Annotated in this window: 12 protein-coding genes and 1 pseudogene; 1 reads left to right on the forward strand and 12 read right to left on the reverse strand. The window is 38.8% G+C overall.

The genetic code is table 11. The features are described 5' to 3' along the window. Positions 1-17: 17 nt before the first annotated feature. The 4 genes from MF646_RS16030 to MF646_RS16045 all read right to left on the reverse strand — a co-directional run bounded on the left by MF646_RS16030 (position 18) and on the right by MF646_RS16045 (position 4,652). Positions 18-218: a hypothetical protein gene (locus tag MF646_RS16030; RefSeq protein ID WP_034749080.1), complete on the reverse strand. Its 201-nt coding sequence runs from the start codon at positions 216-218 to the stop codon at positions 18-20. 121 nt (positions 219-339) lie between these two features. Further along, entirely contained in the window at positions 340-1,596 is a 1,257-nt protein-coding gene (locus MF646_RS16035) for an aromatic ring-hydroxylating dioxygenase subunit alpha (protein WP_250097524.1), read from the reverse strand. A gap of 23 nt (positions 1,597-1,619) precedes the next feature. Beyond that, entirely contained in the window at positions 1,620-2,693 is a 1,074-nt protein-coding gene (locus MF646_RS16040) for a TAXI family TRAP transporter solute-binding subunit (protein ID WP_250097525.1), read from the reverse strand. A gap of 39 nt (positions 2,694-2,732) precedes the next feature. Beyond that, positions 2,733-4,652 carry a TRAP transporter permease gene (locus MF646_RS16045; RefSeq protein ID WP_250097526.1) on the reverse strand — a complete coding sequence of 640 codons (1,920 nt, stop codon included), beginning with the start codon at positions 4,650-4,652 and terminating at the stop codon, positions 2,733-2,735. A gap of 354 nt (positions 4,653-5,006) precedes the next feature. Here MF646_RS16045 and MF646_RS16050 point away from each other — a divergent pair, with 354 nt between their 5' ends. Continuing rightward, the gene (locus MF646_RS16050) at positions 5,007-5,783 is read left to right on the forward strand and encodes an IclR family transcriptional regulator (RefSeq protein ID WP_250097527.1); all 777 of its coding nucleotides are present in this window, start codon (positions 5,007-5,009) and stop codon (positions 5,781-5,783) included. Between the two features lie 232 nt (positions 5,784-6,015). Here the strand turns inward: MF646_RS16050 and pyc are convergent, their stop codons facing one another. The 8 genes and pseudogenes from pyc to MF646_RS16090 form a co-directional block, all read right to left on the reverse strand. Continuing rightward, positions 6,016-9,450, reverse strand: coding sequence for a pyruvate carboxylase (gene pyc / locus MF646_RS16055; protein WP_250097528.1), 3,435 nt, complete (start codon positions 9,448-9,450; stop codon positions 6,016-6,018). A 248-nt stretch (positions 9,451-9,698) separates the two neighbouring features. Further along, the gene (locus MF646_RS16060) at positions 9,699-10,523 is read right to left on the reverse strand and encodes a DODA-type extradiol aromatic ring-opening family dioxygenase (RefSeq protein ID WP_250097529.1); all 825 of its coding nucleotides are present in this window, start codon (positions 10,521-10,523) and stop codon (positions 9,699-9,701) included. Positions 10,524-10,588: 65 nt separating this feature from the next. After that, positions 10,589-11,071 carry a 4-oxalocrotonate tautomerase gene (locus MF646_RS23300; protein ID WP_338035509.1) on the reverse strand — a complete coding sequence of 161 codons (483 nt, stop codon included), beginning with the start codon at positions 11,069-11,071 and terminating at the stop codon, positions 10,589-10,591. 399 nt (positions 11,072-11,470) lie between these two features. Then, positions 11,471-12,259, reverse strand: coding sequence for a 2-keto-4-pentenoate hydratase (locus MF646_RS16070; protein WP_250097531.1), 789 nt, complete (start codon positions 12,257-12,259; stop codon positions 11,471-11,473). A gap of 12 nt (positions 12,260-12,271) precedes the next feature. Continuing rightward, positions 12,272-13,297: a 4-hydroxy-2-oxovalerate aldolase gene (gene dmpG, locus MF646_RS16075; RefSeq protein ID WP_250097532.1), complete on the reverse strand. Its 1,026-nt coding sequence runs from the start codon at positions 13,295-13,297 to the stop codon at positions 12,272-12,274. 32 nt (positions 13,298-13,329) lie between these two features. Next, positions 13,330-14,217: an acetaldehyde dehydrogenase (acetylating) gene (locus tag MF646_RS16080; protein WP_250097533.1), complete on the reverse strand. Its 888-nt coding sequence runs from the start codon at positions 14,215-14,217 to the stop codon at positions 13,330-13,332. A gap of 23 nt (positions 14,218-14,240) precedes the next feature. Then, positions 14,241-15,020: a 2-keto-4-pentenoate hydratase gene (locus MF646_RS16085; RefSeq protein WP_250097534.1), complete on the reverse strand. Its 780-nt coding sequence runs from the start codon at positions 15,018-15,020 to the stop codon at positions 14,241-14,243. 75 nt (positions 15,021-15,095) lie between these two features. Further along, positions 15,096-15,182: pseudogene (locus MF646_RS16090) on the reverse strand (aldehyde dehydrogenase family protein); the annotation flags it as partial.

Below are 15,182 nucleotides of genomic sequence, written 5' to 3' on the forward strand. Positions count from 1 at the left end.
ACAACTCACCCCTTAATTTAGTCTTCAAGTTCTTGAGCAACGAAGCGTTTTAATTCTTTTACTTCTCCTTGCCAATCACATTCCGCACACCAGAAAAAATAAACTGTCTCATCAACTTTCCAATATTCATTTAAAAAGCTGAAGCTTTTATGGGCCAAAGATTTACCACAATGTGGACAATATTTAACAGGGAACTTTACCTCTTTTACTTTTGACATTTTCCTCCCCCCTTCTCTTTTATAGTTGAGTTTACACATAAATATACTATGTTATAGTCTTAAAGAACCCTCTTAGACAAACCCAAGTAAACATAAATCTAGAGGGATCTTTCATTTACAACTAGATATTTTGAATTTTTTTACGACCTTTACAAATATCAATAATCTCGTCAATATTCGGTGCATAACGTGTGTTCCAATCTTTTGCTACTCCTGTTAATAATTCACCCTCATCATATTTGTTTTCTTCTTGTGGTAACGAGATAAATTGTGCTTTTTCATAGTCACGAATGACACATTTTGGGTCTTCTCCCTCTTGAACACGTTTCATCTCATTCATTAACATTTTACGGTACATGATGATTCCTTTATCGGATGTCCCTAATTTCTCTGTTGTTCGGTCAGCTATTTCTCCTTGAGTCACCCATGCCATCATGTCCTGACCATCGATATAGTCGGTAATAAATTCACCATTTTCATCTTTTAACGGGCATTCATACAGCGAAATGGGATAATCTTTTGGAATCTCCACACCTTCTTTTGGCACAAAACATGTATACCAAAAATGTAATGTGTGGGTATCATCGACTGGTACGCGAATCTGGAAGGTATGCGCCCCTCCATCTCCTACTCGTAACATCGTTGGAAAAACAACGGGATGACCGATTCTCCAGTCTTCACATTCCTCTGTCTGCCCTTCTAGAATTCTTCGCTTTATAATGCCATACTCAAACTCATCGAAGCCAATTTTTACATGATGTTTGCTAATTGGCCAGTCTTCTGCTGGGCGACCTTCTTTTTCAAAAATATGTTGGAAGTAACGTCCATGCAGCCATTCTAAGTGAGTTGGATCCATTGAGTTCTCCATGATTTGAAGCCAGTTACAAGGAATCATTTGATAGCCAATTGTTCTAATGACATTGTCTTCTACAAATAAATCAAATTTAGGCAACTCTGGCGCTGGCTTTGGCCCCATGTAGGCAAAAATCAGTCCTCCAACAGCTTGAACTTCATAAGAGGTGATTTTAACTCGATTCTTAAACGTACTATTTTCGGGTTCATTCGGTTGTTCTGTACACTGACCATCATTTCGAAAACACCATCCATGGTATTGACAGCGAATCCCATCATCTTCTGGGATGCCATACACTAATGATACTTTTCGATGAGGACAGCGTTCTTCGATAAGACCAAGTCCCCCTTTTCGATTACGAAATAACACCAAATCCTCACCAAGAAGGCGCACCTTTTTTGTAGCTCTTTCTCCAATTTCTGATTCAGCCGCAATGGGATGCCAATATCTTCTTAAAAGCTCTCCCATTTCTGTATCTGGCCCTACACTCGTTAGTCGCTTGTTGTTTTCTGCTGATAATACCATTTCCTCTCACTCCTTTTATATTATTAATCTAGTACACCAATTTCCTTAAAATAGAGTTCTGCTCCAGGGTGTAGTTTTGCAGGAGCTACATTAGCCATTTGCTCAGATGTAATATCAGCTATGTTTTTATGAAGCGATTGATATTTATCAATATTTTCTACAAGGGCACGTGTAATCGTGTAAGCCTCTTCAACAGACATGTTAGGGTCAGCAATTAGAAATGCACCAGCGTTAGAGGTTACTACCTCACTTTCTTGAAAGCTATATGTTCCTGCATCAATAACACCTGGCTGTAATCCCATTTTCTCCTCAAGAACTTGTTGTGCATTCTCATCTAGATCTAACATCAAAACATCAGTAGAAGTAGCTAATTCTTGAAACGTGGAGTCTGGAGCAAAAACAGGAACTCCCACCAAATCAGCACGATTGTTTCTAATCAAATCACTACCTGGACGATATGGCTCATAAAATACGCTACCACCCCATGATTCAATATCTTCATATGTGAATCCATATGCTTCAAAAATAATTCGGTTAACAGTTTCAGAAAGATTCCCTCTTTGATTGACCGCCGCTCTAAGTGGAGCTTGTTTTTCTTTAATATCAGCTATCGATTCAATCCCATACTGATCAGCAAAGCGTTTAGAAATCACTACTTGAACAGGAGAATTATCGTACAAAGTAGCAAGGGCATAGATTTCATCAATTTGTTCATTGAATGGCTCTTCCCCGTTTAATCCAGCCATTACTTCAAAGTTAAATGCTATTCCTAAAGGTACTTCACCATTTGTTACATTTACAACATTCCCAACACCGCTACCAGTTTCATAGCTATATTGTAGATTAGGTACTTCCTCTCGAATTAAACTACCAATTCCTTCCCCTAGCATGGACCAAAAACCACCAGCTGAACCTCCAACCGTTGTCAAAGTAAGAGAGTCTAGAGGAGTAATTTTTCCAACCTCTTCTGTAGCATTTGATTCCGAATCGCTATTATCGTCAGGCGTAGGTTCCGAAGCTGTATCGTTCCCCCCGCATGCTGCCAAAGAAAGTAATGAAAAAGCCATAACTGATAAAAGCCATTTGTTTTTTGTCATTAGTAAACACTCTCCCTTTTATATCAACCTATAAAAAATTTAAGCCCCGACCTTTTGCTTACTAAACCTAGGTAGTTTTCGATTGTTTCTAAACATATAGATTAAGAAAATCGTAGCTGTTATAATATTCAATAAAATATTGGGATAAATCATAGAAAGCGCTATCATAAATAAGAAAATTCGTTCTTGTCTAGTTAATTTATCTTTCAAGTATCCTTCCATACTGGCAGCAAGTGCATAAACACCTAAGATCGCTGTAACAACAGTTAAGATAATAGATACTATACTTCCTTGCATTAGTAATGTCGGGTGGTATACAAACATAAATGGGATAATAAACCCTACCGAAGCTAGCTTTGTTGCCTGTATCCCTACTTTCAACGGATTTGCATTCGCTATCCCAGCCGCTGTATATGACGCAACCCCAACTGGAGGTGTAATAGCTGATAATGCACAGAAGAATACAAGGAACAAATGAGCAGGCAATAAATCAATACCTAATTGAATGAATGCAGGAGCTACTAAGGCTGCTACTAGAACATAGGCAGATGGGGTCGGCATACCCATTCCTAGTAATATACAAATGAAAGCGCCTACAACTAAAGAGAAAAATATTGCTTCACCTGTTAAAGCGAAGATAAGTGATGTGAACTTGCCTGCAAGTCCTGTTAAATTTATTACACCAATGATTATTCCTGCGGCAGCTGTAGCTACAGTTAAAGGGATAATATGATAAACTACATCTGTGAAAATTTCTTTTATTTGTCTAACATTAATTCTTGTTGACCTCTTAACATAACTGATCAAAAATGTTGCAATAATTCCATATGTTGCAGCTAGAGATGGTGTAAACCCTTTTTCCATCGCCCAGACTAAGATCACAACAGGGAACACATAGAAAAAACCAGTTTTCATAGTCTTCGTTAGCCTTGGAATCTCATTTTTAGGAAGACCAACTAATCCAAGTTTTACAGAGCGAAAATGAACTTGAAAATAGACTCCTAAATAATAAAGCAAAGCACCTAATACAGAAGCTACGATGATGTCAAAATAAGATATACCAGTAAACTCAGCCATTAAAAAGGCAACCGATCCCATAATTGGGGGTAAGATTGTTCCACCTGATGATGCACTTGTTTCAACAGCAGCGGCGTAAACTGGATCATATCCTTTTTCTTTCATATTTGGGATATTAATAGAACCAGTAGTAGCTACATCAGATGTTGGACTACCAGATATACTTCCAAATACTGCAGAGGTCGTTACCGCTACTTTTGCTAGACCACCTGTACGTCTACCAACTAATGCAGCACATAGGTCGATAATAAATTGACCTGCCCCTGATTTTTTAAAAAAGTAACCAAATGTTACAAATAGAAATGCATAAGTTGCTGCCACTTGTACCGGAGCACCAAAAACGCCATTTGTTGTAAAGATCAGTTCTTCTAGGATGCGCTGGTTTGAGAGCTCACGGTGTCCAAACGTACCAGGGAGGTAGTGTCCTACATAAGCGTATAACAAGCCTAAAACTAAAATCGATGTAAGCCCAAAACCTAGTGTTCTTCTACACAACTCTAAAACACCGATAATTATTATTAAGCCAACAAGAGTATCTAAAGTTGTTAGAGCATCAAGTCCACTAACTCTTTGTAAAAAATAATCCATATTCCAAAGAATGTGCATACAGGATAGAAAAAATATCATTGAAAGCACTACATCAAATACAGAAGGATTTTTCCTTACCTTTTTGGACCCTCTAGTTGTTAAAAATGAAAGAGGGAGTAGAAACATTACGAAAATAACACTATAGTGATATGGACTCATGTTTCCTATTCCACCTAGCCACATAGTAAACCCAGAAATACCCAAGGCAAAGACCACAAAGATATAATAGTAGATACCTGTTGGTAGTTCCCTGTGTCCTTCTTGAAATAATAACTTAAAAACTTTATTCTTCATACAACACCACCTCTCTCGGATTATCATATTATTCTAACTATTTTTAACTTAATAATAGTGTATTATCTTTATAAGAGAACAACAAATATCTTTTCCCTCTATGCGCAAGAAATAATTATTTCTTTGTCTTTTTTGGTTATTTTATTTTTATTTATTCCCTGCTTTCTTTCTTGTGTTTAATCAAATGTTTACTGGTATTCCAGTGTAATTTGAAATAGTTATTTGAATAATAAGTATAATACAAAAATGTTTTCAGATTATTCAGTGACTATGATATCATTACAATATATACAATGTGCAAAAAATATAAAACCTTCCCTCTATACGAAGGAATATTGAAACGAGGTGTTAATTTTGGCAGAAAAAAGAGATAATACTTTATCTTCAGTAAAAAACGCATTACGAGTTTTAAAAAGTTTCTCTATAGAAGACCCAGAGAAAAAAATTACTGATTTAGCTAATTCATTGAACCTAGGTACAAGTACTGTTAGTAGGTTGATGACCACTCTAGCAAGTGAAGGCTTTGTTTATAAGAAAAATCAAAAATATCGATTAGGTTGGCCTCTACTATCTTTAAGCGGGGTAGTTACTTCTGATATAGAGATTCACAGTGAAGCTACACCAGTATTACACTCATTATTGAGTAAAACAGGTGAGACTTCTCACTTGAATATTCTTGAGAATATGGAAGTAATTTGTATTCATAAAGTTGAGAGCAACCACACTGTTCGCACCTTTACTCATATTGGTAGTAGAAATCCTCTTCATTGCACTAGCTCCGGAAAAGTCCTACTTGCATTTAATGAAGAGAAGATGTTTGATAAAGTAATAGAAGGTGGCCTTGTATCTTACACTCATAACACAATTTCAGATCCCAATAAACTTAAGGATGCATTAGTAGAAATACGAGAACATGGCTATGCGATTAGTAGAGAGGAACTTTACCAAGGTGTAACAGCAATCGCAGCTCCCATTAGGGACTATACCGGGGAAGTAGTTGCAGCAATCAATACAATTGGGCCTATTCAAAGAATTAATTCTCATAGTATACCGAATCATATTAAGAGGGTTTGTGATGCAGCTAAAGATATTTCTGAACGTCTTGGTTATTTTGAAGGCTTTAAATACTAATGCTCTTAAAACAGTATAATTTTTTCACTAAACACAGCAAAAATGAAAACGTCAACATTTTTAGTTTTGAACACTTAATATTTTTCAGGGTTTTCTAACAAATTCTATCTATTAGTTTTTGAACGCTCTTTGCGGATTGTTCAAAAACATTAAAGAAAAGGCCTCTCTAATAGTAAGAGGCCTTTTAGATAGTAAAACGATAACATTTTCTACAAAAGAGTACTTGAGTATTCTACTCCAACTCCAACAGCAAATCTCCTGTCTGTATCGCTTCCCCATTACTCACATGCACTTCTTTCACGACACCGTCAAATGGAGCTTGCACTGTGGTTTCCATCTTCATTGCTTCTGTAATCATAAGGTGATCACCTTTTTTCACCTGATCTCCTTTAACAACTAATGCTTTTAAAACCGTACCAGGCATCGAAGCGCCAATATGACTTTGGTTTCCTTTGTCAGCCTTTACTTTGGCTGTGACGATGGATTTTACATTTTGATCTTTAATTACCACTTCACGAGGTTGACCATTTAGTTCAAAATAGACTATCCGATTGCCATCGCTTTGCGGTTTAGAAATCGAAACGAGTTTGACAATTAATGTTTTTCCTTTTTCAATTTCTACCTCAATTTCTTCGCCTAATCTTAGTCCATAAAAGAAAGTAGGCGTATCTAGCACCGATACATCTCCAAATTGCTTACGGAATTGTTCAAATTCTAAAAACACCTTCGGATAAAGGGTATATGAAAGCAAATCATGACTTGTTACTTGTCTTTCTAATTTATGAAAGAGTGTTTCCTTCATTTCTTGGAAATCAACTGATTCCATCGTTTCCCCTGGTCGTCCTTCAAGGGGTTGTTTTCCTTTTAAAATGATGGTTTGCAGCTCTTTCGGGAACCCTTGATATGGTTTGCCGAGCTGCCCTTGAAAAAAATCAACAACTGAATCCGGAAAATCTAATTGCTGTCCTCGCTCAAAAATATCTTTTTCTGTCAGGTCATTTTGTACCATGTACAGTGCCATATCACCAACGACTTTTGATGACGGTGTTACCTTTACAACATCACCGAACATATCGTTAACAGATCGATACATCTTCTTTACTTCATTCCAGCGATCTGTTAAGCCAACTGCTTTCGCCTGTTGCTTGAGGTTGCTATATTGTCCACCAGGCATTTCATGTTCGTATACTTCTGTATGCGGAGCATTCATGCCACTTTCAAATCCAGCATAATACTTACGAGTTGCATCCCAGAAATCAGCTAATTGTTCAAATGCTTGGATATCGACATTGGGTTGTCGCTTAGACCCGCTCAACGCATAATACAAACTGTTTGCACTCGGCTGAGACGTTAACCCTGCCATTGAACTAACTGCGACATCAACAATATCTACTCCTGCTTCAATTGCTCGTGCATATGTGAATAAACCGTTTCCACTAGTATCATGTGTATGCAAATGAATTGGGATCGTAATGCTGTCCTTTAACTCGGTAATTAACTGATAAGCCGCCTCAGGTTTTAACAAACCTGCCATATCTTTAATTCCTAGTATGTGAGCGCCTGCCTGCTCTAATTCTTTAGCTAATGATTTGTAATAGGTTAAATCGTATTTCGTGCGGCTTGAATCCAAAATATCACCTGTATAGCACATTGATGCTTCAGCAACTTTTCCATTATCACGAACAGAATCAATTGCCAGCCTCATTCCTTCTACCCAGTTTAAGCTGTCGAAAATTCGAAAGACATCAATCCCTGCTTCAGCAGACTTCTTAACAAATTGTTCAATAACATTATCCGGATAGTTCGTATATCCGACCGCGTTAGATGCACGTAGTAACATTTGAAATAAGACATTCGGTGATTGCTTGCGTAATGTCAACAAACGCTCCCATGGATCCTCATGTAGAAAACGCATCGTTACATCGTACGTTGCTCCACCCCACATTTCCATTGAAAAAAGATTAGGAAGTAGTCTAGCTGTCGGTTCTGCAATTTTCTTTAAGTCATGTGTCCGAATTCTAGTTGCAAGCAAGGATTGGTGGGCATCTCTGAATGTTGTATCAGTTAATAACACCTCATTTTGTTCCTTTACCCACTTCGCTAGTCCTTCTGGTCCATGCTGATCCAGAATTTGTTTCGTTCCATTTGGAATCGAATCTATATACTTTACTTTAGGAACAGGAGGTTTTTCAAAAATTGGTTTTTTGATCTGTTCCAACCCAGGGTACCCATTAACTATGGTTTCACCAATAAACGAAAGCATCTTCGTTCCTCGGTCTTTCCGCTTTGGAAATACAAACAACTCTGGAGATTGATCAATAAACGATGTATTGTATTCTCCCGATAAAAACTTCGGATGTTGAACGACGTTTTCTAAAAAAGCAATATTCGTTTTAATCCCACGAATTCGAAACTCACGTAAATTACGTAACATTTTCGATGCAGCTCCGTCAAATGTAAGCGCCCATGTCGATACTTTTACAAGTAATGAATCATAATAAGGTGTGATAACTGACCCTTGAAATCCATTTCCGGCATCCAATCTAACTCCAAATCCACCACCGGAACGATACGCATTAATTCGTCCAGTATCCGGCAAGAAACCGTTACTTGGATCTTCTGTCGTTACTCGAGATTGAATTGCAAATCCATTACAAACAATGTTTTCTTGACTTGGAATTCCTAGTTTAGGTCCATGTAACTGTTCTCCGTCAGCAATCATGATTTGTGATTGAACAATGTCAATCCCCGTCACCATTTCGGTAATCGTATGCTCTACTTGGACACGCGGATTCACTTCAATGAAGTAGAATTTCCCGTCATCTGTAGCTAAGAATTCAACTGTACCTGCATTAACATACTTTATGTTTTCAGCCAACTGTACAGCAGCATCACAAATCTGTTGACGAACGTCTTCACTTAAAGAAACACTCGGAGCTATCTCAACGACTTTTTGATGGCGTCGTTGAACAGAACAATCTCGTTCATATAAATGAATAATATTTCCATGTTTATCAGCCAATATTTGCACTTCGATATGCTTCGGATTCTCAATAAATTTCTCAACATACACTTCATCATTACCAAATGCAGATTTGGCTTCAGATTTGGCACGATCATAAGATTCACGCAGTTCACTAGCAGAGCGAACGATACGCATCCCTCGTCCACCACCACCAAGTGAAGCTTTAATGATAAACGGGAATCCATGCTTTCCTGCAAATGCTTCTACTTCTGCCACATTCTCAACTGGCCCATCACTACCTGGAATAACAGGCAGTCCAGCCTTCAACGCTTGTTCTCTTGCCTGAACTTTATCGCCAAACATATCTAGGTGTTCCAGTTCTGGTCCAATAAATATAATTCCTTCTTCAAAACACCGCTTCGCGAAATCAATATTTTCTGACAAAAATCCATATCCAGGATGGATCGCATCAACCTCGTTCCGTTTTGCTAGTTCAATAATTCCTTCAATATCCAAATACGCTTCAATCGGCTTTTTCCCTTCACCAACAAGATAAGCCTCATCGGCTTTATAACGGTGAAATGCTCCTGAATCTTCATTCGAATAAATCGCAACTGTTCGGATGTTTAATTCGGTACACGCACGAAAAATTCGGATAGCAATTTCCCCTCGATTCGCTACTAATATCTTTTTAATGTTCATAAATGTTCCTCTTCTCTTTATTGTTCTTCGTTCAAGATTATTAAAAAAACCTCAATAAATCGTTCAAGAGGCACAAGATTATCAAATGAAAGTAATACCTTTCTTTACATAAGTACAAAATATTCCTGTAATCAGACTAAGTAGTTTGTTTTAAGAACGCCTCTACCTTAAATATCAAAACTAGTTTGGCTAATACATGAAAAGACATTCTAACAACTAGAATGCCTTCTCAAAAATACGACGCTTTGCTACTTACTCCCTTGTAATGTCTTCTCAGGTTCAAATGTCATAATCGCATTTCCACTTCCAGATGACTGGGCATAAGTATGGAATGATGGTTTATAGCTATCTTCTAATGTTCCAAGCAGCATAGCTAAATGACGTCCTCCACCTTCTACACCAGCAACATTTGCGTATTGAGGAAGCATTTCCTTAGCTAAATCCCAGTTTCGATTCATTATATAATCGATGAACTGTTTATCTAAAGCCTGCTCTGAAACAGTTGGCATATGATGACGGCCTCGTACTAAATTATGAGCAAGCGCACCACTATAAACAAATACGTATTTCTTATCGCTATTGTTTAACACTTCCCCAATCGCTTGCCCCCATTTATACGTTTCTTCCAAACCAGCTGCCATTGTAATAGACAAGTTGACGACAGGAATATCTGCATTTGGAACAAGGTAACGTAAAGGTACAACCGTTCCATAATCCCATACATACGTTGGATCATTCACCGCGATAACAGGAAGACGTGCATGTTTTCCTGCTAAAACAAGCTCTTCTCCTAGTGCTTGGTCTCCAGGATAATCATAGGCAACATCCGAAATAATATCCGGACATTCAAATGCAGTTAAAATTCCTTTATGTCTTGGCGACACATCTACGTAATGATGGAACGTTGATTGCCAGTGACAAGAGATCAGAATAACAGCATCTGGTTTGATCTCTTCGATTTGCTTAGAGATTTCATCCATCTTTGCCACGATATCTTGTTGAAAGTCAGGAACATTTTCACGATGGCATATACTAGGAACGTGAGCAGCCAAAATACCTAATTCAATCGTCATTTCTCATTCCCCCTAAAAAAATTAATCCTCCCCAAAATGAACAAAAACCTTGTATCAATTCAACTCTACTTAGAAGCGTTACGTTTCTCTACTGACTCACCAGCAATTCCCCAATGAGATTTTGGTACTTCTGTAACCAGAACTCGAACACTCTCTTTTGGAACCTCTAATGTTGAGGAAATCGTCTCAGTAATATCAGCAATGACCTTCTCAATTTTCTCCTTCGGTCGGCCTTCCATCATGTTAACGTTTACAATTGGCATGATACTTTCCCTCCTTTTTATTGTTATCGAGACGCTATTGTTACATCTTGAAATCCTATCCAAATTTATGTGTGCTTTCTTTTTATGTGAGTTTACGAGTAATAGAAAAAGGGAAGTTCGCCCTTTTACCCTCAATCGTGCGAACATGGTTGCGATGGCTTTACTCGCTGCGCGCTTTTTGAGAAGATCACTCAAAAAAGCATAAAACATTACGGCGGCTTCGCTCTTTGCTGAGAGTAATACAAAAGGGAAAACCTGCCCTTTTACCCTCAATAGTGCGAACATGGTTGCGATGGCTCCACTCGCCGTGCGCTTTTTGAGAAGATCACTCAAAAAAGCTTAAAACATTACGGCGGCTTCGCTCTTTGCTGAGAGTAATACAAAAGGGAAAACCTGCCCTTTTACCCTCAATCGTGCGAACATGGTTGCGATGGCTTTACTCGCTGCGCGCTTTTTGAGAAGATCACTCAAAAAAGCTTAAAACATTACGGCGGCTTCGCTCTTTGCTGAGAGTAATACAAAAGGGAAAACCTGCCCTTTTACCCTCAATCGTGCGAACATGGTGCGATGGCTCCGCTCGCTGCGCGCCTTTATGAGAAGACCGCTCATAAAGGCTTTAAAACATTGCAGCGGCTTCGCTCATCGCTTCGAGTAAAAGAAAAAGGGAAGTTCGCCCTTTTTCTTTTACTCTCCAACCGAGAAGCTTACTTCTCCTAGACCGTCTAGTTTGCCTGTGACAAAGTCACCGTATGATAGGTGATGAGCTCCTGTGATTCCACCTGTTAGAATAACTTGACCTGCTTTTAGCTTTTCTCCTTTACGGTGAAGCATGTTCGCAAGCATTGCTACGGAGTTTGCAGGGTGACCTAATACAGCTGCACCAGCACCTAGGTCTTTGATTTCACCGTTGATAGATAGAACCGTTCCAATTAGTTCTAGATCCAGCTCTTCCGGTTTACGCACTTTGCTTCCAAACACGACTTGAGAAGTTGATGCGTTATCAGCAACCACATCTGGTAATGTAAAGTTAAAGTTTTCATAGCGGCTGTCAATGATTTCGAGTGCTGGGCAAACATAGTCTGTCGCAGCCAAAACTTGAGCACCCGATACACCGGGACCTTCAATATCTTTTCCTAGGATAAAAGCTACTTCCGCTTCTACTTTTGGATGAATAAAATCGGCTAATGAAATTTTCCCGCCATCTTGGACAATCATATTATCAAAAACATATCCGTAAATTGGTTCCTCTACATTCATTTGTTTCATTTTTGCGCGACTTGTTAAGCCCATTTTTGGACCAACGATGTTATGACCTTGTTCAAGCTTCATTTTCACCAGTTCTTCTTGAATATCATATGCTTCTTCTACCGTTAAGTTAGGAACTTTATCTGAAGTTATACGAACAACTTCTTTTCTTTGTAATTCAGCATCTAGTAAAAACTTTGCAATCTCTTTATTCGACATGTTACTCATAATATCCCCCCACTACACTTTCAAACTATTTTGTTTGTTTGCAATTTCAGCTGCTACATCGATAATCATGTCTTCTTGTCCGCCGACTACTTTTCTCTTTCCTAATTCAATTAAAATATCACGAGAGTCAACATTAAATTGTTTCGCTGCTCTTTGGGAATGAAGCAAAAAGCTTGAGTACACCCCAGCGTAGCCCATGACAAGACTATCTCTCGTAATCTCTTGTGGTTGAGTTAAAATTGGAGCAACAATGTTTTCAGCCAAATCCATCATTTTATATAAATCTACTCCACTATTTAATCCCATTCTCTCAAGTACAGCGACTAATACTTCTGTTTGTGTATTACCAGCACCTGCTCCTAAGCAACGTACACTACCATCAATTCTTGTTGCTCCTTCTTCAATCGCAGCTAATGTATTCGCCATCGCAAGAGACAAATTGTTATGTGCATGGAATCCTATGTTAACTGTTAGACTTTGACGAAGCGCTCGGATTCGCTCACGTACTTCGTTTGGAAGTAACGCTCCGGCTGAGTCTACAACGTAAACTGTATCTGCCCCGTAACTTTCCATTAACTTCGCTTGTTCAACAAGCTTGTCGACAGGAGCCATGTGTGACATCATCAGGAAACCGACCGTTTCCATTCCTAGCTCTTTTGCTAGATTAATGTGCTGAGGAGATACATCCGCTTCAGTAACATGTGTAGCAATACGTGCCATTTTAGCACCAAGCTCCGCTGCTTGTTTCAACTCATTCATCGTACCAATTCCTGGAATCAAAAGGACAGCTACTTTCGTTTGATCACAAACAGATACAGCAGCTTCGATTAATTTCATTTCATCCGTTAACGAACGTCCATATTGTTCGGATGATCCAGCTAAGCCATCACCATGAGCTACTTCAATGTATGGAACACCTGCATCATTTAATGCACGAGCCACTTCTGTTACTTGTTCAACTGTATATTGATGACCTATTGCATGACTTCCATCACGCAAGGCAACTTCTGTAAGTAAAATATCTCGATTATCGCTCATTTTATCCATCCCTTTCTATGGCAAGTTCAATTTTAGATGATTGCAGAGTTTAGCTTGTTTTTTGCAAGTTCTTCTGCGACCTTCACGGATGCAGCTGTCATAATGTCTAAGTTCCCAGAATAAGAAGGTAAGTAATCACCTGCTCCTTCTACTTCTATGAAAATCGTGACACGGTTTCCATCAAAAATAGGTTCTGTTCTCAAACGGTATCCAGGTACATACGATTGAACGCTATCAGCCATTTCTTGGATTGACTTCGTAATTGCGGCTTCATCCATTTTCCCAGGTTCCACAACAGCATAAACAGTGTCTCTCATTAAAATAGGAGGCTCAGCTGGGTTTAGAATAATGATTGCTTTCCCTCGTTTCGCCCCTCCAATTTCTTCAATTCCACGCTTTGTCGTTTGCGTGAATTCATCAATATTTGCTCTCGTACCAGGGCCCGCACTCTTACTTGAAATCGTCGCAACAATCTCTGCATACTCAACTGGTGCTACTCGGTTCACGGCATGAACCATCGGAATCGTCGCCTGGCCACCACAAGTAATTAAATTAATATTTGGGACATCTAGGTTTGAATCTAGATTTACAGGTGGCACAACAAATGGTCCTCTTGCTGCAGGAGTTAAATCGAGAACTTGTTTGCCTGCTTCTTTTAACAATTTCGCATGACGGACATGGGCTTTTGCTGATGTCGCATCAAAGAAAATATCTGCTAATTCACTATTCGTCTCCAAAAATTCTTCAAGCCCATTAGTAAACGTTTGATAGCCTCTTTCTTTCGCACGTTTTACTCCATCAGAATACGGGTCAATCCCAATAAGTGACGTCAATTCTAGCGTTTTGGATCTCTCAATCTTCAACATTAAATCTGTACCGATATTACCTGTTCCTATAATCGCTACTTTAATTTTATCCATGTGAATCTCCTTCCGAACAGTTTTTATGATGAAAAACGAACTGAAACCTCACCTAGATGAGCAATTTTTGCTGTAAATATATCTCCAGGCTCTGCATCAACTGCAGCTGAAAGAGCCCCTGATAGTATGACTTCACCAGCTTTTAACGTAATATCAAATTCACTTAGCTTATTCGCTAACCATGCAACACAATTAGCTGGATGACCCATTACCGCTGCCCCTACTCCTGTGTTGACAATCTCACCATTCTTCAAGAGGACCATTCCAACCTGAGAAAGATCGACTTTATCGACACTGACTGGCTTGCCGCCAAGTACGTAATGGCTGCTTGATGCGTTATCAGCAATCGTATCTGGTAATTTAATTTTCCAGTCTTTTACTCGGCTATCGACAATTTCTAATGAAGGCAAAAGGTAATCAGTTGCTTGTATCACATCTAATGCTGTTACATTAGGTCCTTTTAAATCTTTCTTAAGTACAAAGGCAACTTCTCCTTCTACTTTTGGTTGCATGACTTCGTTATAAGAAAGCTCTGTTCCATTTTCAACAACCATTCCATCTAGTAGATGTCCATAATCTGGTTCATCAACACCTAATAATTTTTGCATCGCAACAGATGTCAGGCCGATTTTTTTTCCAACGATCGTCTGTCCTTGTGCAACCTTCTGCTTAATAATTTCTAATTGAACAGCATATGCATCTTGAACTGTAAACGAAGGGCTTTGGTCTGTTAATGCCACTGTACCCACTCGATCTTGTTCTGCTTGTAAGAGCTGGTTTGCAAACGATTCTGGTGTACTCATCGTTTTCCCTCCTTATATATGTGAAAAAGGGGAAGGAGCTCTGGAACTCGTCCTTCGCTCCACTCCTCATTTAAATTAAAGCTTAATGCAAATATTTTTTAGTTCACTGTAGAATTCGAAGCTATGCATTCCGCCTTCACGTCCGATTCCACTTTGCTTCAT

It is taken from the genome of Halalkalibacter alkaliphilus (assembly GCF_023555415.1).
Taxonomy (GTDB): domain Bacteria; phylum Bacillota; class Bacilli; order Bacillales; family Bacillaceae_D; genus Halalkalibacter; species Halalkalibacter alkaliphilus.

Coding starts and splice junctions, on each gene's coding strand:
- MF646_RS16030 (WP_034749080.1), bottom strand. CDS start 218: ATGTCAAAAGTAAAAGAGGTAAAGTTCCCTGTTAAATATTGTCCACAT.
- MF646_RS16085 (WP_250097534.1), bottom strand. CDS start 15,020: ATGAGTACACCAGAATCGTTTGCAAACCAGCTCTTACAAGCAGAACAA.
- MF646_RS16080 (WP_250097533.1), bottom strand. CDS start 14,217: ATGGATAAAATTAAAGTAGCGATTATAGGAACAGGTAATATCGGTACA.
- MF646_RS23300 (WP_338035509.1), bottom strand. CDS start 11,071: ATGTTCGCACTATTGAGGGTAAAAGGGCAGGTTTTCCCTTTTGTATTA.
- MF646_RS16070 (WP_250097531.1), bottom strand. CDS start 12,259: ATGAGTAACATGTCGAATAAAGAGATTGCAAAGTTTTTACTAGATGCT.
- MF646_RS16040 (WP_250097525.1), bottom strand. CDS start 2,693: ATGACAAAAAACAAATGGCTTTTATCAGTTATGGCTTTTTCATTACTT.
- MF646_RS16060 (WP_250097529.1), bottom strand. CDS start 10,523: ATGACGATTGAATTAGGTATTTTGGCTGCTCACGTTCCTAGTATATGC.
- pyc (WP_250097528.1), bottom strand. CDS start 9,450: ATGAACATTAAAAAGATATTAGTAGCGAATCGAGGGGAAATTGCTATC.
- MF646_RS16045 (WP_250097526.1), bottom strand. CDS start 4,652: ATGAAGAATAAAGTTTTTAAGTTATTATTTCAAGAAGGACACAGGGAA.
- MF646_RS16035 (WP_250097524.1), bottom strand. CDS start 1,596: ATGGTATTATCAGCAGAAAACAACAAGCGACTAACGAGTGTAGGGCCA.
- dmpG (WP_250097532.1), bottom strand. CDS start 13,297: ATGAGCGATAATCGAGATATTTTACTTACAGAAGTTGCCTTGCGTGAT.